19 protein-coding genes and 2 pseudogenes are annotated in these 23,012 nt (G+C 50.8%); 10 read left to right on the top strand and 11 right to left on the bottom strand.

The features are described 5' to 3' along the window. Positions 1-19 precede the first annotated feature (19 nt). Positions 20-3,922 carry an ATP-dependent RNA helicase HrpA gene (gene hrpA / locus ACHHZ7_RS21150; protein ID WP_060682154.1) on the bottom strand — a complete coding sequence of 1,301 codons (3,903 nt, stop codon included), beginning with the start codon at positions 3,920-3,922 and terminating at the stop codon, positions 20-22. Between the two features lie 201 nt (positions 3,923-4,123). Here hrpA and azoR point away from each other — a divergent pair, with 201 nt between their 5' ends. Beyond that, positions 4,124-4,729, top strand: coding sequence for an FMN-dependent NADH-azoreductase (azoR, locus tag ACHHZ7_RS21145; RefSeq protein ID WP_003020341.1), 606 nt, complete (start codon positions 4,124-4,126; stop codon positions 4,727-4,729). Positions 4,730-4,775: 46 nt separating this feature from the next. Here azoR and ACHHZ7_RS21140 read toward each other — a convergent pair whose 3' ends face one another. The 4 genes from ACHHZ7_RS21140 to ACHHZ7_RS21125 all read right to left on the bottom strand — a co-directional run bounded on the left by ACHHZ7_RS21140 (position 4,776) and on the right by ACHHZ7_RS21125 (position 8,250). Then, a complete protein-coding gene (locus ACHHZ7_RS21140; protein WP_060682153.1) occupies positions 4,776-4,964 on the bottom strand; it encodes a hypothetical protein in 189 nt (62 codons plus the stop codon). Between the two features lie 124 nt (positions 4,965-5,088). Continuing rightward, on the bottom strand, positions 5,089-5,415 hold the full coding sequence (locus tag ACHHZ7_RS21135) for a YdbL family protein (RefSeq protein ID WP_060682152.1): 327 nt from the start codon (positions 5,413-5,415) through the stop codon (positions 5,089-5,091). 7 nt (positions 5,416-5,422) lie between these two features. After that, positions 5,423-5,614, bottom strand: a complete 192-nt coding sequence (locus ACHHZ7_RS21130; RefSeq protein WP_008784882.1) for a YnbE family lipoprotein — start codon at positions 5,612-5,614, stop codon at positions 5,423-5,425. Next, complete coding sequence (locus ACHHZ7_RS21125; RefSeq protein WP_060682151.1) at positions 5,611-8,250, bottom strand: YdbH family protein; 2,640 nt, start codon at positions 8,248-8,250, stop codon at positions 5,611-5,613. The genes ACHHZ7_RS21130 and ACHHZ7_RS21125 overlap by 4 nt, the downstream gene beginning before the upstream one ends. Positions 8,251-8,866: 616 nt before the next feature. Between ACHHZ7_RS21125 and ACHHZ7_RS21120 the strand changes: the two genes are divergently transcribed. Both ACHHZ7_RS21120 and hslJ read left to right on the top strand, forming a co-directional pair. Further along, positions 8,867-9,856 carry a 2-hydroxyacid dehydrogenase gene (locus ACHHZ7_RS21120; protein WP_003833196.1) on the top strand — a complete coding sequence of 330 codons (990 nt, stop codon included), beginning with the start codon at positions 8,867-8,869 and terminating at the stop codon, positions 9,854-9,856. 112 nt (positions 9,857-9,968) lie between these two features. Continuing rightward, positions 9,969-10,388: a heat shock protein HslJ gene (gene hslJ, locus ACHHZ7_RS21115; RefSeq protein WP_057069038.1), complete on the top strand. Its 420-nt coding sequence runs from the start codon at positions 9,969-9,971 to the stop codon at positions 10,386-10,388. Positions 10,389-10,401: 13 nt separating this feature from the next. Here the strand turns inward: hslJ and ACHHZ7_RS21110 are convergent, their stop codons facing one another. Further along, positions 10,402-10,668 carry a DUF333 domain-containing protein gene (locus ACHHZ7_RS21110; RefSeq protein ID WP_003833199.1) on the bottom strand — a complete coding sequence of 89 codons (267 nt, stop codon included), beginning with the start codon at positions 10,666-10,668 and terminating at the stop codon, positions 10,402-10,404. A 274-nt stretch (positions 10,669-10,942) separates the two neighbouring features. Here ACHHZ7_RS21110 and nifJ point away from each other — a divergent pair, with 274 nt between their 5' ends. The 7 genes and pseudogenes from nifJ (at position 10,943) to ttcA (ending at position 18,855) form a co-directional block, all read left to right on the top strand. Beyond that, positions 10,943-14,467: a pyruvate:ferredoxin (flavodoxin) oxidoreductase gene (gene nifJ, locus ACHHZ7_RS21105; protein WP_060682150.1), complete on the top strand. Its 3,525-nt coding sequence runs from the start codon at positions 10,943-10,945 to the stop codon at positions 14,465-14,467. A 365-nt stretch (positions 14,468-14,832) separates the two neighbouring features. After that, positions 14,833-15,984, top strand: coding sequence for a porin OmpC (gene ompC / locus ACHHZ7_RS21100; protein WP_060682149.1), 1,152 nt, complete (start codon positions 14,833-14,835; stop codon positions 15,982-15,984). Positions 15,985-16,129: 145 nt separating this feature from the next. After that, positions 16,130-16,342 carry a KTSC domain-containing protein gene (locus ACHHZ7_RS21095; RefSeq protein WP_003833205.1) on the top strand — a complete coding sequence of 71 codons (213 nt, stop codon included), beginning with the start codon at positions 16,130-16,132 and terminating at the stop codon, positions 16,340-16,342. Positions 16,343-16,423: 81 nt separating this feature from the next. Beyond that, the gene (gene uspF, locus ACHHZ7_RS21090) at positions 16,424-16,858 is read left to right on the top strand and encodes a universal stress protein UspF (RefSeq protein ID WP_003833207.1); all 435 of its coding nucleotides are present in this window, start codon (positions 16,424-16,426) and stop codon (positions 16,856-16,858) included. Positions 16,859-17,044: 186 nt separating this feature from the next. Beyond that, positions 17,045-17,287, top strand: coding sequence for a DinI family protein (locus tag ACHHZ7_RS21085; protein WP_032943565.1), 243 nt, complete (start codon positions 17,045-17,047; stop codon positions 17,285-17,287). Positions 17,288-17,591: 304 nt separating this feature from the next. Then, positions 17,592-17,870 (top strand): annotated as a pseudogene (locus ACHHZ7_RS21080) (tyrosine-type recombinase/integrase); the annotation flags it as partial. Positions 17,871-17,919: 49 nt separating this feature from the next. Then, entirely contained in the window at positions 17,920-18,855 is a 936-nt protein-coding gene (gene ttcA / locus ACHHZ7_RS21075) for a tRNA 2-thiocytidine(32) synthetase TtcA (RefSeq protein ID WP_286587527.1), read from the top strand. A 78-nt stretch (positions 18,856-18,933) separates the two neighbouring features. Here the strand turns inward: ttcA and dbpA are convergent, their stop codons facing one another. The 5 genes and pseudogenes from dbpA to ACHHZ7_RS21050 all read right to left on the bottom strand — a co-directional run. Next, complete coding sequence (gene dbpA, locus ACHHZ7_RS21070; RefSeq protein ID WP_008784890.1) at positions 18,934-20,307, bottom strand: ATP-dependent RNA helicase DbpA; 1,374 nt, start codon at positions 20,305-20,307, stop codon at positions 18,934-18,936. 28 nt (positions 20,308-20,335) lie between these two features. Further along, a complete protein-coding gene (locus ACHHZ7_RS21065; protein ID WP_095533097.1) occupies positions 20,336-20,503 on the bottom strand; it encodes a hypothetical protein in 168 nt (55 codons plus the stop codon). A 275-nt stretch (positions 20,504-20,778) separates the two neighbouring features. Next, positions 20,779-21,762 carry a zinc transporter ZntB gene (zntB, locus tag ACHHZ7_RS21060; protein WP_032943570.1) on the bottom strand — a complete coding sequence of 328 codons (984 nt, stop codon included), beginning with the start codon at positions 21,760-21,762 and terminating at the stop codon, positions 20,779-20,781. A gap of 154 nt (positions 21,763-21,916) precedes the next feature. Next, positions 21,917-22,885: pseudogene (locus ACHHZ7_RS21055) on the bottom strand (methyl-accepting chemotaxis protein); the annotation flags it as partial. Between the two features lie 17 nt (positions 22,886-22,902). Next, the coding region (locus ACHHZ7_RS21050) for an IS1 family transposase (protein ID WP_019725171.1) at positions 22,903-23,012 on the bottom strand (110 nt) is incomplete at its 5' end.

Here is a 23,012-nt window from a genome sequence, read left to right as displayed (position 1 = left end):
CCTACGGCCCTGTACCGATTTATCCCGAAATCTGCTCCATCGCCTGCAGAATACGTTTATCGGAGATCGGATACGGCGTACCAAGCTGCTGGGCAAAATAGCTGACGCGCAGCTCTTCTATCATCCAGCGGATCTCTTTGACATCGGCATCTTGACGGCGTGCGGGAGGCAGTTTATTGAACCACTGCTGCCAGGCCTGCTGCACACTGTCCACTTTCAGCATCTGTGCACGGTCACGGTGCGGGTCGATAGCCAGTTTTTCCAGACGTTTTTCAATAGCCTGCAAATAACGCAACGTATCACCCAGACGTTTGAAACCATTGCCGGTAACAAACCCGCGATACACCAGTCCGCCCATTTGCGATTTGATATCCGCAAGACCCAGCGCCATGGTCATATCCACGCGCCCTTTCAGACGTTTGTTGATATTAAACACTGCGGTCAGGATCTGTTCGACCTGCTTCGCAATCTCCACCACCGTATCGTTCAGTTCAGCCCGCACTTTCTCATGCAGCGCGGTAAAGCCTTCTTCGGTCCACACCGGACCGCCGTTGGCGTCAATTAACTGATCCACACCGCAGGAGATACAGTCGTCAATCAAATCCAGAACTTTACCGTATGGGTTAAAGTACAGCCCCAGCTTGGCTTTATTGGGCAGCTTCTCGTGCAAATATTTGATTGGCGAAGGAATATTCAGCAGCAACAGGCGGCGTAAACCACACCACATCGCCTGCTGTTGCTCCAGTGGGTTATCAAACAGTTTGATGGCGACGCTGTCACGCTCATCCACCAGCGCTGGCCATGCTTTGACCTTATAGTTACCGCGTTTTTGTTCGTAACTTTCCGGAAGCTGACCGAAGCTCCAGATGTGCAACCCGCTCTGTTCGATACCGTCATCCGCCACCGCAGACAATGTTTCCTGAACTTTACCCTTCAGCGCATCCTTCAAATCTTGCAGCGAACGCCCTTCCTGTAGCTTCTTATTTTTATCATCCACCACCCGGAAGGTGATTTTTAGGTGATCGGGCACCTGATCCCAGTGCCAGTCTTCACGGTCAACGGTAACGCCGGTCATGCGGCGCAGTTCACGCTCCAGCGAGTCCAGCAGCGGCAGTTCCAGCGGTGTGACGCGGCCTAAAAACGCTTCCGCATAGTTCGGCGCGGGCACAAAGTTGCGTCGTACCGGTTTTGGCAACGACTTAATCAGGGCGATCACCAGTTCGCGGCGCAGCCCCGGGATTTGCCATTCAAAACCGCTCTCTTCGATCTGATTAAGCAGCGGGAGTGGAATATGTACGGTCACACCGTCCGCATCGGCTCCAGGTTCGAACTGGTAGCTCAGGCGCAGCTTAAGGTTACCCTGATGCCAGAAGTTCGGATAATCCAGCTTACTGATTTTCTCCGCACCCTCTTTGATGAGCATGCTCTTTTCAAAGTTGAGCAGATCCGGTGTTTCACGGCTGACCTTTTTCCACCAGCTATCAAAGTGACGAGCAGAAACCACGTCATGGCTGATGCGTTGGTCGTAAAACTCAAACAGCGTCTCATCATCGACCAGAATGTCGCGACGGCGTGATTTGTGTTCTAACTCTTCCACTTCAGCCCGTAACTTCAGATTGTCACGGAAAAACGCATGGCGCGTTTGCCAGTCACCTTCCACCAGCGCATGACGAATGAACAGTTCACGCGACAACGCGGGATCGATCTGGCTGTAATTTACCTTACGGGCCGCAACAATCGGTAAGCCGTAGACAGTGACTTTTTCTGTCGCCATCACAGCACCCTGCGCGCGTTCCCAGTGCGGTTCACTGTATGAACGTTTGATCAGATGCTGGGCTACCGGTTCCACCCATTCGGGATCGATACGCGCGGCAATACGTCCCCACAGGCGGCTGGTTTCCACCAGCTCCGCGACCATCGTCCACTTCGGCGGTTTTTTGAATAAACCTGAACCCGGGAAGATCGAGAAGCGAGCGTTACGCGCCCCGGTAAACTCCTGTTTATCGGTATCTTTCATCCCGATGTGCGACAGTAAACCGGTCAGCAACGCGACGTGGATCTCCCGATATTCAGCGGGTTCGCTGTTGACCGGAATACCCAACTCTTTCACCACCTGGCGCAGTTGCGTGTAGATATCCTGCCACTCACGCACGCGCAGGTAGTTCAGAAAATCAAGTTTGCACTGGCGACGGAACTGGTTTGACGACAGCGCTTTTTGCTGCTCGCCGAGATAGTTCCACAGGTTCACAAATGCAAGAAAATCAGACTCTTTGTCATGGAAGCGGCGGTGCTTCTCGTCGGAAGCCTGCTGCTTGTCCATCGGGCGCTCGCGCGGATCCTGAATGGACAGCGCTGAGGTAATGATCATCGCTTCGCGCACACAACCATGTTTTTGCGCTTCCAGCACCATTCGCGCCAGCCGTGGGTCCACCGGAAGTTGCGACAGCTGACGGCCCAACGGCGTTAACTTGTATGCGGTTGCCTGTTCGTCGGTGGTTATCGCCCCCAGCTCTTCGAGCAGGCGTACACCGTCCTGAATATTGCGCTTATCCGGCGCTTCAACAAACGGGAACGCCGCGATATCGCCCAGCCCCAACGCGGTCATCTGCAAAATAACGGATGCCAGGTTGGTACGCAGGATCTCCGGGTCGGTAAACTCCGGGCGCGACAGGAAATCGTCTTCGGAATACAGACGAATACAGATCCCTTCCGAAACACGACCGCAGCGACCTTTACGCTGGTTAGCAGAGGCCTGCGACACCGGTTCAATCGGCAAGCGCTGAACTTTGGTGCGGTAACTGTAACGGCTGATACGCGCGGTGCCCGGGTCAATTACGTATTTGATTCCCGGAACGGTCAGCGACGTTTCCGCCACGTTGGTCGCCAGCACGATACGGCGACCGCTGTGCGACTGGAACACGCGGTTCTGTTCGCTGTTTGAAAGACGCGCATACAGCGGTAGCACTTCGGTATGGCGCAAATCCAGCTTATTCAGCGCATCGGCGGTATCGCGAATTTCACGTTCGCCGCTCATGAAGATCAGAATGTCGCCAGGCCCTTCACGCCCCAGTTCATCTACGGCATCAAAAATTGCCTGCAGCTGGTCACGCTCAGTGTCATCTGCATCTTCAACAATTGGACGATAGCGCACTTCCACCGGATACGTTCGGCCGGAGACTTCGATAATCGGCGCGTTATTGAAATGCTTTGAAAAACGTTCAGGATCGATGGTCGCCGAAGTGATGATAATTTTTAGATCCGGGCGACGCGGTAGAAGTTCTTTCAGATAGCCGAGTAGAAAATCGATATTCAGACTGCGTTCATGCGCTTCATCGATGATGATGGTGTCGTACTGCATTAGCAGCCGATCCTGTTGGATTTCTGCCAGCAGGATACCGTCCGTCATCAGCTTGACCATGGTGTTATCACTGACATGATCGCTGAAACGAACCTTATAACCGATACAGCCGCCCGGCTCGGTCTGCAGCTCTTCCGCAATACGGTTCGCCACGGTGCGCGCCGCCAGACGACGCGGCTGGGTATGGCCTATCAGCCCTTTTACCCCGCGCCCCAGTTCCATACATATTTTGGGTAACTGGGTGGTTTTCCCCGAACCGGTCTCACCGGCGACAATCACCACCTGATGGTCGCGAATAGCCTCCAGAATATCCTGTTTTTTCTGGCTGACGGGCAGGTTTTCCGGGTAGCTAATTTCCGGACGCGCCGCTTCACGCAGCACAACTTTACCGGCTGCCAGCTCAATCTCTTTCGCCATCTCCTGGTAAATGGCCTGTTGTGCATCAGGATTTTTAACCTTCTTCACACCGTGCAGGCGGCGGGCAAAACGCTGTCTGTCACGCAGCATCAGTGAGTCCAGCTGTTGCTGCAACATGTTGAAGGTTAATTTTTGTTGTTCTGTCATAGCGTTAAAAGGCAGTGCTCTGCCGGGTTAAATCTCTTTTAGATGATGGGTATAGAGTACCACATCGGCGCTTTTCATGTGTTGTTCAATAATTTCGAACATAGGATTCGATATATTGCGCTATCACTGCGACAGGATTGTGAATAAAGTGTCAACAAGCAACGGGGCACTACCCCTTCAAACACATAAAAGGAAACACCCATGAGCAAGGTATTAGTTCTTAAATCCAGTATTCTGGCAGGGTACTCTCAGTCTGGTCAGTTGTCTGATTATTTTGTTGAACAGTGGCGTGAAAAGCACTCTGCTGATGAAATCACTGTCCGCGACCTGGCTGCAAATCCTGTACCGGTACTGGATGGCGAACTGGTGGGTGCGATGCGCCCGAGCGATACACCGCTGACGCCGCGTCAGCAAGAAGCGCTGGCGCTTTCCGATGAGCTGATTGCTGAGCTGAAAGCGCATGATGTGATTGTTATCGCCGCGCCGATGTACAACTTCAACATCCCAACGCAGCTGAAAAACTACTTTGACCTGATTGCCCGTGCAGGTGTGACTTTCCGTTATACCGAGAAAGGCCCGGAAGGTCTGGTGACAGGTAAACGCGCGGTGGTGCTGACCAGCCGTGGTGGTATCCATAAAGACACACCAACCGACCTGATCACGCCGTACCTGAACGTATTCCTGGGCTTTATCGGCATCACCGACGTGAATGTCGTCTTTGCTGAAGGTATTGCTTACGGCCCGGAAGTGGCGTCTAAAGCACAGTCCGATGCGAAAGCCGCTATCGACAGCGTGGTAGCTGCCTGATAATTCCCCCTCTCACCATCCGGTGGGAGGGTTTCTCCGACACTTACTACTTTCCCTGCATCTGTATCTGTTTGCCGTGAATGCGATTAATATCACGCCAGATGGTTGCATAATCCCTGCATTTCGCCAGATTCTCTTCCCAGCAATGAAGCAAAAATTGTTCAGGCTCCGCGACATCCCGGCTTAACAGCTTGAATACCCAACGATTCCAGACATACCACTTGAGAAGCCACATGATTTCATCCCACGACGCGACCGGTGTTGGACTATACCAGCATCCATTTTATGCCGTGTGGCAACTATTGCGATGTCGATGAATAATCCAGCGTCGTGTCCCTCTGGCTGTGTGAAAAAGCGATTTACTCTTTTCTCAACCACTTACCATTAATACCCTGCACATACTCTCCCGGTTTAGCGCGAGCAACCAGCTTTTGCCCGGCCATTTTCGCCACTTCATCTGGCGGAATATTATTGCTATCAGCCAGTTGCTGATAGCTGGCGTTACGCGCTTTATTAATCTCACTCACCAGCGCCTGCGTTTCGGCATCGGTTTTCAATGCAACCAGATAGCCATTGAGCGTTTCCCCTACTCGCCCCTGAGTTCTGGCTTCATTCAGGGTCAATGCCCACGCATTGCTGCAGAGTAAACTCAGGACGACCAGCGCCACTGCAAACTGTTTTCTCATCATGACCTCAGAACAAATCGCTGCGCGATTTCAATAAACTTTCGACGTCTTTATCAACTTTGATATGGATCTCATGCTCGATTTTGACGTTCATATTAATGGTGATGGGCTCTTTTGGCGCAGCCACTTCGATTCTGGGAGTACACCCTACCAGCAGAGATGAAGTCAGCAGACCCAGCATGGCAGCTATCGTTTTCATTGTTGTTCCTCACATTCCTTGCCTTCCGGGCAATGGGTTTCCGGCAGCGCTGCATTTTGTTCAAGCCATGCCTGTAAATTGTCGCCAAAACGCAAACTGCGCCATAGCGTAAAGACGTTTTCCTCGTGGGTATAATTCAAATTAACCGTACCTACTTTGCCATCTACCCGACTATTGCCAGTCACGGTTGACTGCATGGTTAAGACACCGAGGTTATCCAGATTTATTTTCGTCCACGAATGGCTTATTTCCATATAACGCAGCCAGTTAATGGCCGCCCCCGCCGCCATGTTATCTTTGACGACCGCATCCGCTGTGTCCTTATCAATACGCAACGTCATCGGTCCTGGATTAGTCAACCAGCCGTCTTTTATGATCCATTTTTCGTTATCCAGCCATAATGGCAACGCGCCACTGACCGGACCAGACATGGCGAACTGTTTGGGGTTAACCGCACTGATAAGCTCGCTGGAAGAGATATTCTGCACCCGCAATAAGGCCGGGTCGTGCTGCGGCATCCGCAGTTGCTGCATGATGATTTTGCCACCCAGCAGGTCGGCACTGACATCGCTCAACAGTAACGGGTTGTTTTCACTCCAGGGGTACGCCCCCTGCAGATCGGCGGCGATATTCTTCACCGTCACCTGATTCACCACTTCCGCAATACGCAGTGAAATAGGTCCACGCGTACCCAGTTGCCATGCGCCTTCACTAAACCGGAAAGGCAATACAAAATCGACACCGTTGATTTGGTTATCGGGCATCCAGGCGCTACCGCCTTTTAACACCCCATGACCGCCTGCTTCAAAGCCCTGCTCCGGGGCTGCCGAAAATGCGACCTGCGCATACAGATCACCTTCACGTAGCTTCATTTTCCAGTCAGGTGGAACCAGAGGTTGGAATACGGTGAGCGATTGTTTTGGCCACCAGGCCTGTCCGCGCAGGCGGATACCGTCCCAACGACCATTCAGCTGTACGGGCCCAATCGCCCCAGCGTGAAGCTGGCCTTTGAACTGGAAAATTGTCGGATCGCTACCTTCCACACTGAACTTCAGCGTCGATGGTGGTAACACGCTTCCCCCGGTGAAGGTGGTGTATCCTGCGTCCAGCGACAGCGCGCCGCTAAATGTCGGTTTGGTTGCATCCCGCACCCAAACTATCGGTTCGTCCATCACCAGACGCGGATTTTCAACCTTCATCGTGCCGTATTGCAGATGATCAAATCCGGTAGAAAGATCAAATAGCTTCAGGGTGTTGTCATGCCATTCTCCCTTACCCGCGACGTCCCATCGGGCATGCATCGGCGTAAAGCTGCCTTCCCCCCAATATCGCCACTGCCAACGACCGGCATCAGGAAGAAAATCATTTGCCAGGCCATCCAGATGCAGTTCAAAGCCCCCCATCTGGTTTTCATGCGCACGTAAAATAGCCTGCAGACGCCCATCCACACCACGTTGCGTGACTTTTACGCCTGCCAGCGGCCAGCGAATCTCGTCAATATCCAGCGAATCAATCACCCTCCCACGTGAGCGCAGCAGCGCTCCTGGCTCAAAAGCCAATTGCGGATCGTTCAGACTTCCAGTGAGTCTGGCGGGTAATTTCGCGTAGAAGATCAGATCGCCCTGTTTCGCTTCACCGGTCAACTGTAGCGGCATATCGCTACTATCCATGCCAAGCTTACCTGGCCCCAGCGTTAATACGGCATTTCCTTTACCGGCGTCGCCATGCGTCAGAACGTTCAGACGCCCGCTCACCACCGCGTTTTCCAGTCCGGCCTGCCAGTTTTCAACTTTTATGCCCAACCGCCCGCTTAACGGGAATCCCTGATAAGGCCAGTTCCAGCGTCCGTCGCTGATGGTCAGTTGCTGGCGTGTTATTTCCCACGGAAGGTCCAGCAGCGGATCGGCATTATCACGCGCCATGACAATCAGTTGTCCGCTGTTTTCTTGCCACTCCAGTTCGGCGTCCACAAGCGTAGGCTCTTGCGGCAGACTTAACGTCGCAACCGCATGACCGCTTACCGGTAGCCCATCGGGAACCAGTGGCATAGTAAATTCACCGACCAATTTTACCGGCGGCTGGCCTTCAAATGCCGCAACATCCAGCTCAGTTACCGTGAGGTTTTGTCCGTGCAAACGCCCCTGGAATTTAACTTTTTCACCCTGATAACGCAGCTGTTGAGTGGTGGGAGTGAGCGAGAGTGACAGTTTTCCCTGCCATTCCTGCCATGGAGAAAGAATAAGTTTGTCGATGTTAATCCAGGTATTGGGCAGCATTGACTGCCATTCAGCCAGCGTTTTAGGCGCTGCCGGCGATGGCTCTGCCTGCGGCAATTTGGCCAGGCAAGCTGAATCCAACTCAATGGTCCCGACATTCAGCGACCAGCGGCTGGGGTGAGACAGATCCGCCTGAGTGATGCGTGCTAGCGGGCAATCTTCAACCAGATAGCGGAGTTCAGGTATATGCAACCCATGCCGTGTCAGCCGCGGGCTCTCATCCAGCGCGATGCGTGTTCCAACGGGTAACCAGATACCCACCAACGTAGGCACCCACAGGCCAAGCGTCATCACTAGCGTCAGCGGCACGAGAATCAATAATAAGAGGAGTGCCAGAACGGCTTTATATTTACCCTTCATGGGTAGTTAATATCCTGATTTAGCAAAAATTTAAGCCGGTTTAGGCCTGTATTGTGGCATGTTTAACTGGATATGCCCACATTAAGGATAGATAACCGATTTCCAGGCACGCTGTTACACGTGCCGTCTGGGATATTAAGATTCAGACTCAATGAGGCCTAAGTTGTCCATCGCTATGTTTAGGTCCGATACGACCTGCTTCTATCAGAATTTCCTCAATGAGTTCTTCGAGGCACTCCCTACCATGATGATCGCAGACCAGATGTACCTGCCGGGAAATCTCATCAGGTTTCATACCATCGCATAATGCCGCCTTGAGCATTAGGGTGGCCCATCGTTTTGCTTCAGAGTGAGTCAGCATAACCCCTCCCGATAATTGCTACCTGTATAAGCGTAGCTGTCCGGATGTGATTCGGCTGGCTTTTTACCTGCCGCGATATTCAGGTGTTGAGTTGGATAGAAAAATATCCAGTTGTTGAAATTGTGTAACCTGCCCACACTAACAACAGATACGCTGAAATTATTCATTACGCCTATGACTATCAATAACTTTTTAGATTTTGTAAAATAATTTGAATTGGATTAATGTGACGTCAAAATCACTGGAGAAAGTCTTATGAAACTCGCCATCTATAGTACAAAACAGTACGACAAGAAGTATCTGCAGCAGGTTAACGAGGCTTTTGGTTTTGAACTTGAATTCTTTGACTTTCTGTTGACGGAAAAAACAGCGAAAACCGCCCATGGCTGTGAAGCTGTGTGCATTTTCGTCAACGACGATGGCAGCCGCCCCGTTCTGGAAGAACTGAAAAAGCATGGCGTGAAATACATTGCGCTGCGTTGTGCCGGGTTCAATAACGTCGATCTCGACGCAGCAAAAGAGCTGGGTCTGCAGGTGGTGCGTGTTCCAGCTTATTCACCAGAGGCCGTCGCTGAGCATGCGATTGGCATGATGATGACGCTGAATCGCCGAATTCACCGCGCCTACCAGCGTACCCGTGATGCCAATTTCTCTCTTGAGGGGCTGACCGGTTTTACTATGTATGGCAAAACCGCTGGGGTGATCGGTACCGGTAAAATCGGTATTGCTGCACTGCGGATCCTGAAAGGTTTTGGTATGCGTCTGCTGGCGTTCGATCCTTACCCGAGCGCTGCTGCGCTGGAGCTAGGCGTTGAATATGTCGATCTTAAAACGCTGTTTGCCGAGTCAGATGTCATCTCTCTGCACTGCCCGTTAACACCGGAGAATTATCATCTGCTCAATCACGAAGCCTTTGAACAGATGAAAAACGGCGTGATGGTCATTAACACCAGTCGTGGTGCATTGATCGACTCACAAGCCGCTATCGATGCGCTGAAAAACCAGAAAATTGGTTCTCTGGGTATGGACGTGTATGAGAACGAACGCGATCTGTTCTTTGAAGATAAATCCAATGACGTCATTCAGGATGATGTGTTCCGTCGTCTGTCAGCCTGTCATAACGTGTTGTTCACCGGACATCAGGCGTTCCTGACAGCTGAAGCGTTGACCAGTATTTCTGAGACTACGCTACAGAATCTGGCCCAAATCTCCAAAGGCGAGACCTGTCCAAACGCCCTCTTCTAATTCCTGTGCTCCCCTGGCGTCAGGGGAGCATTTTCAGATAATCACCGATGATAAAACAGTCAGTATCATTATTATATTGAATGTATTCCCGTCACAAACGTAGAGAAATTTAATGAAGAAAGTTGTCACGTTGATTGCGCTCAGCATGCTGATGGCTGGCTGTGTGAGCAATGGAAAAGTTTCCGTCAATCGCGAACAGTTGCAGCATCACCGCTTCGTTTTGCAAAGCGTGAATGGTAAAGCCGTCACCACCACCAACAACCCACCTGAGTTAAGTTTTGGCGAAAACATGACGGTATCAGGAAAGATGTGTAATCAATTCCGCGGTCAGGGCAAGCTGTCCGACGGTGAGTTGAAGGTAAAAGATATGGCGATGACGCGTATGATGTGCGCCGATCCACAGCTTAACGCGCTCGACGGGATCGTCAGCGAAATGTTTAAGCAAGGCGCACAGGTCGATCTGACTGCTGACCAGTTAACGCTGGCGACAGCAGAACAAACGCTGACGTATAAACTCGCGGATTTAATGTAGGAAACGTGGTGGCTTAATAGCTCCCACAACTTCCAGCGGCAAGCGACTGCTCACTACAGCGTTTGCCGTTGGGTAGCGCACACATCCCGATAGCAGAACCATCCAGTTGACGAGCAACAGAGAGCGAACCGCCAATCATGGCGCAATTAGCTTCTCCTGAACTGGACATTGCTGCCTTCATGCCCGGTGCGACATGTGCGGCGGTTGCCTGCTGAACAGGTTCGCTGCTACAAGCCGATAATAATAACGCGGCACATCCTACCCAAAACGCTGCGCGCATCTTACTCCCCTCTGAATATTAACCAAACGACACAGCCATAAATAATAGGCAGCGGAAACACCGCCGTCGAGAGGCAAAATACGCATTTATGCGTACTGTTTACATTTTCTGGCAATTTTTTGCCTGCTCCTTTGATCAAACCATTCATTCTGTTTATTCCAGGGACACAAAAGCGAAAATCTGTCTTTAGCGCTTTTGCTAAAATAGAAAGATAACTACAGGACTCGCCGCTGTTACGCGTGTCCCTCTTTTTGCGCAATGTAAGGGTGTCAGTATGATCACAATTGACGGTAATGGTGCGGTTGCTTCAGTCGCATTTCGTACCAGCGAGGTTATCGCCATCTACCCGATTACGCCCAGTTCGACGATGGCTGAACAGGCAGATGCCTGGGCCGGGAACGGGCTTAAGAACGTGTGGGGGGATACCCCTCGCGTCGTAGAAATGCAGTCAGAAGGCGGCGCGATCGCAACCGTTCATGGCGCGTTGCAGACCGGTGCGCTCTCTACGTCGTTTACCTCATCGCAGGGCCTGTTGCTGATGATCCCAACGCTGTACAAACTGGCCGGTCAGTTGACCCCGTTTGTACTGCACGTTGCGGCTCGCACAATTGCAACTCACGCATTATCGATCTTTGGCGATCATTCCGACGTGATGGCGGTGCGCCAGACAGGATGCGCGATGCTGTGTGCCAGTAGCGTTCAGGAGGCACAGGACTTTGCGCTGATTTCGCAAATAGCCACCCTGAAAAGCCGGGTTCCGTTTATTCATTTCTTTGATGGTTTCCGTACATCCCATGAAATCAATAAAATTGTGCCACTGGCCGACGACACGATCCTCGGACTGATGCCGCAGGCGGAAATCGATGCTCATCGCGCTCGGGCGCTTAATCCTGAGCATCCTGTTATTCGCGGTACGTCTGCGAACCCGGACACCTATTTCCAGTCACGCGAGGCAACAAACCCGTGGTACAACGCGGTTTACGATCATGTAGAACAGGCGATGAACGATTTCGCCGCAGCGACAGGTCGCCAGTACCAGCCATTTGAATATTACGGCCATCCTCAGGCTGAGCGCGTCATTATCTTAATGGGCTCGGCGATTGGAACCTGCGAAGAAGTCGTTGAAGAACTGCTGGCGCATGGCGAGAAAGTCGGCGTTCTGAAAGTGCGTCTGTTCCGTCCATTCTCTGCCAGACATTTACTGCGCGCGCTACCGGAAACCGTACGCAGCATCGCCGTCCTGGATCGCACCAAAGAGCCTGGCGCACAGGCAGAACCGTTGTATCTGGACGTGATGACCGCGTTAGCAGAAGCCTTCAACTGTGGCGAGCGAGAAACGCTGCCGCGCGTGATTGGCGGACGTTATGGCCTTTCTTCCAAAGAGTTTGGTCCAGACTGCGTGATGGCGGTCTTTAATGAGCTGAGCAGCGCGAAGCCGAAACCTCGCTTTACGGTCGGTATCTATGATGATGTCACCAACTTGTCGCTACCGTTACCGGAAAACACCCTGCCCGGTACGGCTAAGCTCGAAGCGCTGTTTTACGGGCTGGGCAGCGACGGTAGCGTGTCAGCCACCAAAAACAATATCAAAATTATTGGTAACTCGACGCCATGGTATGCGCAGGGTTATTTCGTCTACGACTCGAAAAAAGCAGGCGGTCTGACGGTTTCCCACCTGCGTGTTAGCGAGCAACCTATTCGATCAGCGTATTTGGTTTCACAAGCCGATTTTGTTGGCTGTCACCAGCTGCAATTTATCGATAAGTATCAGATGGCCGAGCGCCTGAAACCAGGCGGTATCTTCCTGCTTAATACGCCATACAGTGTGGATGAAGTCTGGGGTCGTCTGCCACAGGAAGTTCAGGCGGTACTGAATCAGAAGAAAGCCCGTTTCTACGTGATTAATGCGGCCAAAATCGCCCGCGAATGCGGTCTGGCAGCGCGTATTAACACCGTTATGCAAATGGCCTTCTTCCATTTGACGCAAATCTTACCCGTCGACAGCGCGTTGGCTGAATTGCAGGGGGCGATTGCGAAAAGTTACAGCAGTAAAGGACAGGACCTTGTTGAACGTAACTGGCAGGCTCTGGCCCTGGCGCGCGAATCCGTCGCCGAAGTAGCACTCCAGCCGGTTGATCCGCACAGCGCAAACCGACCACCGGTGGTTTCTGATGCCGCACCTGATTTCGTGAAAACCGTCACCGCGGCAATGCTCGCCGGTCTGGGTGATGCCCTCCCCGTATCAGCGTTGCCGCCAGACGGCACCTGGCCAATGGGCACCACGCGTTGGGAAAAACGCAATATCGCCGAAGAGATCCCCATCTGGAAGGAAGAGCTGTGTACCCAGTGTAACCACTGCGTTGCCGCTTGCCCGCACTCGGCAATCCGCGCCAAAGTGGTTTCACCTGAAGCGATGGAAAACGCCCCTGCCAGTCTGCATTCTTTGGATGTGAAATCACGCGATATGCGCGGTCAGAAGTATGTCCTGCAGGTTGCACCAGAGGATTGCACTGGCTGTAATCTGTGTGTCGAAGTTTGCCCGGCAAAAGATCGCCAAAACCCGGAAATCAAGGCCATCAATATGATGTCGCGCCTTGAGCATGTTGAAGAAGAAAAAGTTAACTATGACTTCTTCCTCAATCTGCCGGAGATCGACCGCAGCAAGCTTGAACGCATTGATATCCGTACCTCGCAGTTAATCACTCCGCTGTTTGAATATTCCGGCGCCTGTTCTGGTTGTGGTGAAACGCCGTATATCAAACTGCTTACGCAGCTGTATGGCGACCGCATGCTGATCGCTAACGCGACCGGCTGTTCATCGATTTATGGCGGTAACCTCCCCTCAACGCCGTATACGACCGATGCCAATGGTCGTGGACCTGCGTGGGCAAACTCTCTGTTCGAAGATAACGCTGAGTTTGGTCTGGGCTTCCGCCTGACGGTGGATCAACACCGTGTGCGCGTCATGCGTTTGCTGGAGCAGTTTGCGGATAATATTCCGGCTGAACTGAATGACGCCCTGCATGCAGAAGCGACGCCAGAAGTACGCCGTGAGCAAGTTGCTGCGCTGCGCCAGCATCTGAAAGATGTCGAAGGTGCACAGCAACTGTTAACCGATGCCGACGCGCTGGTCGAGAAGTCCATCTGGCTGATTGGCGGCGACGGCTGGGCTTACGATATTGGTTTTGGCGGGTTGGATCACGTCCTGAGTCTCACCGAGAACGTCAATATTCTGGTACTGGATACCCAGTGTTACTCCAACACGGGTGGACAAGCGTCGAAAGCCACGCCGCTTGGGGCGGTTACCAAGTTTGGTGAGCATGGCAAGCGCAAGGCTCGCAAAGATCTTGGCGTCAGCATGATGATGTACGGGCATGTTTATGTCGCACAGATTTCTCTGGGCGCCCAGTTGAATCAGACGGTCAAAGCTATCCAGGAAGCTGAATCCTACCCAGGCCCGTCGCTGATTATCGCGTATAGCCCATGTGAGGAGCATGGCTATGACCTCGCGCTAAGCCACGATCAGATGCGTCAACTCACGGCTACCGGATTCTGGCCGCTGTACCGCTTTGACCCACGCCGAGCAGACGAAGGTAAGCTGCCGCTGGCTCTCGACTCGCGCCCACCGTCAGATGCGCTGGCCGAAACATTGCTTAACGAGCAGCGTTTCCGCCGCCTGAACGCCCAACAGCCAGAAGTCGCTGAACAGCTGTGGAAGGATGCAACGGCTGATTTGCAAAAACGCTACGACTTCCTGGCCCAACTGGCAGGCAAAGCGGAAAAGAACGGTACCGAATAATACGTTTTTCTCAGTATTAGCCCGGAACCAAAAAAAAGCCCGAACAGTTGTTCGGGCTTGTCAATTTATTCGCTGGCTAGTTAATAAGTGTCATCAATATACCAACGAAAAATAAAACGTGACAATAAAGGCATATAACACGCGCAGAATAGCCCAACAAAATTCAATTGTATAATTTTTATTTTATATATATTTTACAAACTCATTCACGGCAATTATCACTATTTCCGTAGAATTATTTGTTTAAGGTTTTACTTAAGACGTAACAATTCATATTTATCTCTTTACGGAACTTCTCCTTTAGCATGCTTTTACTCCCTACATGGGTGGTCACAGGTTAATAAAAAAACTAAAGGATTATTTCAATGAACAGAAAAGTACTGGCTCTCGTAATTCCTGCCCTGCTGGCTGCAGGCGCAGCTCATGCTGCTGAAATTTATAACAAAGACGGCAACAAATTAGATCTCTATGGCAAAGTAGACGGCCTGCATTATTTCTCTGATGATTCTTCTAAAGATGGCGATCAGACTTATATGCGTATGGGTTTCAAAGGCGAAACTCAGGTTAACGATATGATCACCGGCTATGGCCAGTGGGAATATCAGGTTCAGGCTAACACGACTGAGAGCGATAATAGCAACTCCTGGACTCGTCTGGCCTTCGCAGGTATTAAAGTCGGTGACTACGGTTCATTCGACTATGGTCGTAACTACGGCGTGCTGTACGACGTTGAAGGCTGGACCGATATGCTGCCAGAATTCGGTGGCGATTCTTACACTCAGTCTGACAACTTCATGACTGGTCGTGCTAATGGTGTAGCCACTTATCGTAACACCGACTTCTTCGGACTCGTTGATGGTCTGAACGTTGCGTTGCAGTATCAAGGTAAAAACGAAAGCCAGAGCCTGAATGACGCAAATGTAGGCACCAACAACCGCAATGCTGGTGATGATGTGCGTTACGATAATGGTGATGGTTTCGGTATTTCTACAACCTATGATATGGGCATGGGCTTTAGTGCCGGGGCTGCCTATACCTCTTCTGATCGTACCAGCGAACAGTCAAATTCAGACAATGCAAATATTTCTGGTGGCGATAAAGCCGACGCATGGACTGCCGGCCTGAAATACGACGCGAACAACATCTACCTGGCAACCATGTACTCTGAAACCCGTAATATGACTCCTTACGGTAAAACTGATAATAGCGATGTTGGTGGTGTTGCTAATAAAACCCAAAACTTTGAAGTTACTGCACAGTACCAATTTGACTTCGGTTTGCGTCCAGCTGTTTCCTTCCTGATGTCTAAAGGTAAGGATCTGAATTACAAAGGCGCTAACGATGACAAAGATCTGGTTAAATATGCTGATGTTGGTGCAACATACTACTTCAACAAAAACTTCTCTACCTACGTTGATTATAAAATCAACCTGTTGGACGAAGATGACCAGTTCTACAAAGATGCCGGTATTTCTACCGATGATATCGTAGCACTGGGTATGGTTTACCAGTTCTAATCCGTCAGCCCGCTGGCAACAGCGGGCTCTCTTTATGTTCTAATAACTCTGTATTATCCAGATCAAAACATTATATCTATTGCGTTAAAACACATCTCTGATAGATGATATCTTGCATTAAGGTCTGTAGTAGAGGATACCTGCAATGAATCATCATCCTGTAAAATCATCCCGTATTGCATCCGTCGGCTATGACGAATCCTCTTGCACGCTAGAAATTCGCTTTCACCAGTTGGCTACCCTGCAATATCAGCAGGTCCCTGCCCGTATTTTTCGTGATTTCCTGATCGTGGTCTCTAAAGGCCGATTTTACGATGGGGTAATAAAAGGCAAATTTCCTGAAATCAAAATAAAGTGATGCCAAAATGTGATCGTTGTCATTGTACATAAAGTGCCATTACGCGGTAAGCTTTAGGTGGATACTTAAACAGGAGGTTTTATGAACAGAACGATTCTTGTACCCATCGATATTTCAGACTCAGAATTAACTCAACGCGTTATTGCCCATGTTGAAGCAGAAGCAAAGATTGACGATGCGCAGGTTCATTTTTTGACCGTCATTCCGTCATTGCCCTATTACGCTTCCCTGGGACTGGCCTACTCGGCAGAGTTACCGGCCATGGACGATCTGAAAGCCGAAGCGAAATCTCAACTGGAAGAGATTATCAAGAAGTTCAATATCCCAACGGACAGAGTGCACGTTCATGTCGCAGAAGGTGCGCCGAAAGATAAGATTCTGGAGATCGCCAAAAAATTACCGGCCGATATGGTCATTATTGCCTCACACCGACCTGACATCACCACCTACCTGCTGGGCTCTAACGCCGCGGCTGTAGTGCGTCACGCGGAGTGTTCGGTACTGGTAGTCCGCTAAGCTGTCTGGCCCGCACATCGCTGCGGGCTTTTTGTTTCTCCCTCATTTTCCCCACGATTCCTGATCGAAGCATACAAGGCCATTTCAGTATCGCTATGTCGTGACATCATTACGCCCTCTCTTGAAACCCGGATAAAAACAGAGTACAAATACTGTATATACATCCAGCAAAAAGAGCGATAAGCAATGTTCGTGGAACTCGTTTATGACAAAAGGAATTTTGATGGTCTGCCCGGTGCAAAAGATATTATTCTCGGCGAATTGACCAAGAGGGTTCATCGGATCTTCCCCGATGCTGAAGTTCGGGTTAAACCGATGATGACACTTCCGGCGATCAACACTGACGCCAGCAAGCATGAAAAAGAACAGATAAGCCGAACGGTTCAAGAAATGTTTGAAGAGGCTGATATGTGGCTGGTTTCAGATTAAGCACCTTGAATCGTCATATTGCTTAAGTACCATCCGCTGTGACTGGCAATCATTCAATACTCGCACTATCGGACGTTTGCCGGTCGGCCGCAGCCATGCTCTTGCATACGGCATGGTTGCGGCAGTTTGCCACACCCTGCGTTTCGCTCCCTGACATTGCTCGTTGATAGTTCAGAACTGAATTATCTGGCGGTGAACTGCTCCACAATTTTCTTCAGCGCTTCAATATCTGCTTTCAGCTGATTAATTGCTTCCTGTCCGGGGCCATGTACCTTTATTCAATCATGCTGTTCGCAGTTTATTCTGGTCTGGTCACGAAGAGCAAAAATCTTACTACTCTATGAGTAGCATTGGTGCCAGATGGAACACCGCTGTAAAACGTGCTGGTATTCGTCGCCGTAATCCGTACCATACGCGACACACCTTTGCTTGCTGGCTGTTATCGGCTGGAGCGAACCCATCATTTATAGCTAATCAGATGGGGCATGAAAACGCGCAAATAGTGTACGACGTCTACAGTACATGGATTGAAGAAATGAATGACGATCGGGTTGCAATGTTGAATAGCCAACTAGCCCTGTGATTGAAGTTTGCCCATTATATGCCCCTTTTGGTTTTTGAGAACGGTAAGAATGCAATATAATCAACAAGTTACAAAGAAAGAACAATACAACCTGAACAAACTGCAAAAACGTCTGCGTCGTAACGTGGGCGAAGCCATTGCCGATTTCAATATGATCGAAGACGGCGATCGCATTATGGTGTGCCTTTCCGGCGGGAAAGACAGCTATACCATGCTGGAGATCCTGCGTAATTTGCAGCAAAGCGCCCCGATCAGTTTTTCCTTAGTTGCGGTTAACCTCGATCAAAAACAACCCGGTTTCCCGGAGCACATTCTGCCAGAGTATCTGGAACAGCTGGGCGTTGAGTACAAGATTGTCGAAGAAAACACCTACGGGATCGTCAAAGACAAAATCCCAGAAGGCAAAACGACCTGCTCGCTCTGCTCTCGCCTGCGTCGCGGCATTCTGTACCGTACGGCAACCGAATTAGGAGCCACCAAGATTGCGCTCGGCCACCATCGCGACGACATCCTGCAAACGCTGTTTTTAAACATGTTCTACGGCGGGAAAATGAAAGGCATGCCGCCGAAGCTGATGAGTGATGACGGTAAGCACATCGTGATCCGCCCGCTGGCTTACTGCCGTGAGAAAGATATCGAGCGTTTCTCCGAAGCGAAAGGTTTCCCGATTATTCCGTGTAATCTGTGCGGCTCACAGCCTAACCTACAGCGTCAGGTCATTGCTGACATGCTGCGTGACTGGGACAAACGCTATCCAGGCCGCATTGAAACCATGTTCAGTGCGATGCAAAACGTTGTACCTTCACATCTGAGCGATATCAATCTGTTCGATTTTAAAGGCATTAAGCACGGTTCAGAGGTTGTGGACGGCGGGGATTTAGCGTTCGATCGTGAAGAGATCCCGCTGCAACCTGCGGGCTGGCAGCCAGAAGAAGATGATGCTCAACTGGATGAGTTACGCCTGAACGTGGTGGAAGTGAAGTAAGCGTCTGTCAGGCCTACAACGTGCATAAGCGCCTGTAGGCCTGATAAGCGGAGCGCCATCAGGCGCCCCAACGGGTAGTTATTTCAATAACCGGACCCGGCAAGTCTTGCCTTTGATCTTACCGTTTTGCAATTGTTTCCACGCCTTGTGCGCTATGTTCTGGCGAACGGCGACATAGACGTGTGCCGGATGAACAGCAATTTTGCCGATATCTGCGCCATCCAGACCAATATCACCGGTCAGAGCCCCCAGAACATCACCAGGACGCATTTTCGCTTTTTTACCACCATCAATGCATAACGTCGCCATCTCTGCTTCCAGCGGCAGGATTGAGCCGTTAGCTGGCGCAGTTAGCCAGTTCAGCTTCAGTTGCAGCATTTCAGAAAGAATGTTGGCACGCTGCGCTTCTTCCGGCGCACAGAAGCTAATCGCCAGACCGCTGTTGCCGGCACGCGCAGTTCGTCCGATACGATGGACGTGGACTTCCGGATCCCACGCCAGTTCGAAGTTAACTACCAGCTCAAGTGATTTGATATCCAGACCACGTGCAGCCACATCGGTTGCGACCAGGACGCGCGCGCTACCGTTGGCAAAACGAACCAGCGTCTGATCGCGATCGCGTTGTTCCAGGTCGCCATGTAATGACAGTGCGCTTTGCCCTGCCGCATTCAGTGCATCACAAACGGCCTGACAATCTTTTTTGGTGTTACAAAAAACCACACACGATGCGGGTTGATGCTGGCTGAGTAGCTTTTGCAGCAGCGGAATTTTTCCGTGGCTGGAGGTTTCGAAAAACTGCTGTTCAATCGCCGGTAACGCATCGACCGTATCAATTTCAATCGTTAATGGATTTTGCTGTACCCGGCCACTGATAGCAGCAATGGCTTCCGGCCAGGTTGCGGAAAACAGCAAAGTCTGACGTGACGCAGGCGCAAAGCGAATGACATCATCAATCGCATCGCTAAAGCCCATATCCAGCATGCGGTCGGCTTCATCCATAACCAGCGTATTCAGGGCATCCAGAGAAACGGTGCCTTTTTGCAGGTGGTCAAGTAAACGACCCGGTGTGGCAACAATAATATGTGGCGCATGTTGCAGGGAGTCACGCTGTGCGCCAAAAGGTTGCCCACCGCACAGCGTTAAGATCTTGGTGTTTGGCAGGAAGCGCGCTAAACGACGCAGTTCACCCGCCACCTGGTCGGCAAGCTCGCGCGTTGGGCACAGTACCAGAGACTGCGTCTGAAACAGCGCGGCATCAATATGCTGTAATAGCCCAAGACCAAAAGCAGCCGTTTTGCCACTGCCGGTTTTAGCCTGCACGCGAACATCTTTACCCGCCAGGATTGCCGGTAACGCAGCAGCCTGAACAGGCGTCATTTCAAGATAGCCCAGCTCGTTAAGATTCTCGAGTTGAGCAGCAGGTAAAACATTCAGGGTTGAAAAAGCGGTCACAATTTAATCTCGCGGTAAAAACTCACATTCAGCAGGCGCGTATCCTCGCAGATCTGTGCCCGTGATGCGACAATTTAATCGGTTCTTCATCCGGCGGCGGATCCGGCATGGGCTGCGGACGAGGTATGGGGTCGGGAATGGGAACCGGATCGGTCGGTAGCGAATCAGTGTTCGACGTTGCAATCAGACAGGTCATATACCCCTCCAGTCATTCAGGTTGACTCTTTTAGGGTAGACGCTGATTTCCTGCAGGCAAAAAAAAGCCGACTAATCTAAGTCGGCGTCGTACGAATCAATTGTGCTATGCAGTAATTCAAAAAAGGAAGTAAGACAATATGGAGCGCAACGCCCATCGCTTGACGTTGCATTCACCTGCGAGAGAGATATTGCCCCGAATAGGTAGATGGTTTATTGACTTCGCTCAAAAATCAGGACGTTTTCATGCGCAAAAGCCACTAAAAAACGTTGTTGTTACAACCATTTACTACGGTGCAACCATAAAGTAACACCACCAATCAGGACCACTAACAGAATACAAAAAAGTGAGAAACCAAACTGCCAACCACCGCCGGGGATACCGCCGAGGTTAACGCCGAAAAGCCCAGTTAAAAATGTGCTGGGAAGAAAAACCATTGCCATCAATGACATTGTATACGTTCGGCGAGCCAGAGACTCCTGCATCACCTGCGCAATTTCATCCGCCATAATACCGGTCCGGGCAATACAGGCGTCTATTTCATCCAGCCCTCTCCCCAGCCTGTCAGCGATATCCTGCATCCGTCTCCGATGGTCGTCGGTCATCCAGGGTAAACGTTCACTCGCCAGACGCGCATAAACATCTCTCTGAGGAGCCATATAACGGCGCATCACAATTAGCTGCTTACGCAGTAAAGCCAAAAAACCACGCGGTGGGATCTGCTGATCGAGCAGGTTATCTTCCAGATCAATAATCTTGTCGTGCAGCTGTTCGATAAATTCGCTGGCATGGTCGGTTAGCGCATCACAAACATCCACCAGCCAACTGCCACAATCAGCCGGTCCCGTCCCTTCCTGGAGATCGCTGACCACATCATCCAGCGCCAGCACTTTGCGCTGGCGGGTTGAGACAATCAGACGTTCATCCATATATAAACGCATCGCTACAAGTTGGTCAGGACGCTCGTCGGTGCTGCCGTTAATACAGCGCAGTGTAATCAGCGTACCTTCCCCGACTCTACTGACGCGCGGGCGTGTACTTTCGCCTGCCAGCGCATCACGCACATTGTTGGGAAGAAGAGGTGTTGTCGCCAACCATTGGGCGCTTTCAGGATGGGTATAATTAAGATGTAGCCAGCAGGGATGCTGACTATCGATAACATCGTTATCTTCCAAGGGTTTCACCCCACCCCGGCCATCCAACAGCCAGGCAAACACGGCATCCGGCACATTAACATCCGTTCCCTTAATGGCTTCCACAGCGCCTCCACAAACATTCAGCTTTTTTCGTTAGTCTAGCTGTCAGAATATGTTAAGCAATATCTCATTGTCCCATTGTGCTGAAATGATTCATAAAAATATCTGATAATACAAAAAGCGCCGACGATTGCGACGCTTGCATCGAGATGCCCAGTTAAGCCCGCTGCCATCTCGCTGACTCAAGAGCGTTACTTAAGCGAAATTTATGTGTTCGCGACTGGAGATCAATCACCTGGTTTTTCAGGATACCCGAGGAATCAGAAAGCTCATCAACCATAATGGCATTACTTTGGGTTACATTCTCCAGTTCGGCCAGTGCATGAGTAATTCTGATAATTCCTTTCTCCTGCTCCTGTGTAGTGGTTAATATCTCGCCCATCAGTTGGTTTAATTGACCGGCACCACCGACAATATCATGCATATTTTTTTCTGCTTCACGCACAATAGCTGCACCTTGCTGAACATTTTGATGGGTTTGCGCAATCAGCTGCTTAATATTCTTAGCAGCATCCGCACTACGGTGTGCAAGCATTCTGACCTCACCGGCCACCACGGAAAAACCTTTGCCATGTTCACCGGCCCTCGCCGCTTCCACGGCAGCATTCAATGCCAGAATATTTGTCTGGAATGCGATACCATCAATTAGCGTAATAATTTCCGTCATCTGCTGTGCACATTCGGTGATTGAACGCATATTTGTCGCAACCTGCACCATTAATTCGCCACCCTGAATGGCACATTGCGTGGCAACTGTTGCCTGGACGCTGGCGATCTGCGTGTTGTCAGCATTATTTCGCGTATTAACGGCTATTTCATCCATATTAGCAGCCGTCTGCATCAATGCTCCGGATTGTTGTTCCGTTTTCACTGAAAGCTCGGCGCTGCGTTCCGCAAGCTGTTCAGAGAGCGCCATCGCCGTTTGTGAGGATGTTCGGATCTCATTAACGAGTGTTGAAATATTACTCGATAAACTATTGATGCCCGGTATTAGTCTACCTGCACAATTATTACCAAACTCTGGAATACTGATCGCCAGATTCCCAGACGTCACTTCCTCAATGCTCCTTTTTACCGTATTGATCGGCATGACCAGGTATTTCGTCATATACCACCATAAGCATAATAGGTAATGACTCCAACTTATTGATAGTGTTTTATGTTCAGATAATGCCCGATGACTTTGTCATGCAGCTCCACCGATTTTGAGAACGACAGCGACTTCCGTCCCAGCCGTGCCAGGTGCTGCCTCA

It is taken from the genome of Citrobacter freundii complex sp. 2024EL-00216, assembly GCF_043945515.1.
Taxonomy (GTDB): Bacteria; Pseudomonadota; Gammaproteobacteria; order Enterobacterales; family Enterobacteriaceae; genus Citrobacter; species Citrobacter portucalensis.
Note: the sequence above shows the minus strand (reverse complement) of the source record. Positions and strands in the feature narration are given on the sequence as shown.

What these genes read in the sequence shown, in the direction of transcription:
- hrpA (WP_060682154.1), bottom strand. Translation starts at nt 3,922, where the DNA reads ATGACAGAACAACAAAAATTAACCTTCAACATGTTGCAGCAACAGCTG.
- azoR (WP_003020341.1), top strand. Translation starts at nt 4,124, where the DNA reads ATGAGCAAGGTATTAGTTCTTAAATCCAGTATTCTGGCAGGGTACTCT.
- ACHHZ7_RS21140 (WP_060682153.1), bottom strand. Translation starts at nt 4,964, where the DNA reads ATGTGGCTTCTCAAGTGGTATGTCTGGAATCGTTGGGTATTCAAGCTG.
- ACHHZ7_RS21135 (WP_060682152.1), bottom strand. Translation starts at nt 5,415, where the DNA reads ATGAGAAAACAGTTTGCAGTGGCGCTGGTCGTCCTGAGTTTACTCTGC.
- ACHHZ7_RS21130 (WP_008784882.1), bottom strand. Translation starts at nt 5,614, where the DNA reads ATGAAAACGATAGCTGCCATGCTGGGTCTGCTGACTTCATCTCTGCTG.
- ACHHZ7_RS21125 (WP_060682151.1), bottom strand. Translation starts at nt 8,250, where the DNA reads ATGAAGGGTAAATATAAAGCCGTTCTGGCACTCCTCTTATTATTGATT.
- ACHHZ7_RS21120 (WP_003833196.1), top strand. Translation starts at nt 8,867, where the DNA reads ATGAAACTCGCCATCTATAGTACAAAACAGTACGACAAGAAGTATCTG.
- hslJ (WP_057069038.1), top strand. Translation starts at nt 9,969, where the DNA reads ATGAAGAAAGTTGTCACGTTGATTGCGCTCAGCATGCTGATGGCTGGC.
- ACHHZ7_RS21110 (WP_003833199.1), bottom strand. Translation starts at nt 10,668, where the DNA reads ATGCGCGCAGCGTTTTGGGTAGGATGTGCCGCGTTATTATTATCGGCT.
- nifJ (WP_060682150.1), top strand. Translation starts at nt 10,943, where the DNA reads ATGATCACAATTGACGGTAATGGTGCGGTTGCTTCAGTCGCATTTCGT.
- ompC (WP_060682149.1), top strand. Translation starts at nt 14,833, where the DNA reads ATGAACAGAAAAGTACTGGCTCTCGTAATTCCTGCCCTGCTGGCTGCA.
- ACHHZ7_RS21095 (WP_003833205.1), top strand. Translation starts at nt 16,130, where the DNA reads ATGAATCATCATCCTGTAAAATCATCCCGTATTGCATCCGTCGGCTAT.
- uspF (WP_003833207.1), top strand. Translation starts at nt 16,424, where the DNA reads ATGAACAGAACGATTCTTGTACCCATCGATATTTCAGACTCAGAATTA.
- ACHHZ7_RS21085 (WP_032943565.1), top strand. Translation starts at nt 17,045, where the DNA reads ATGTTCGTGGAACTCGTTTATGACAAAAGGAATTTTGATGGTCTGCCC.
- ttcA (WP_286587527.1), top strand. Translation starts at nt 17,920, where the DNA reads ATGCAATATAATCAACAAGTTACAAAGAAAGAACAATACAACCTGAAC.
- ACHHZ7_RS21065 (WP_095533097.1), bottom strand. Translation starts at nt 20,503, where the DNA reads ATGACCTGTCTGATTGCAACGTCGAACACTGATTCGCTACCGACCGAT.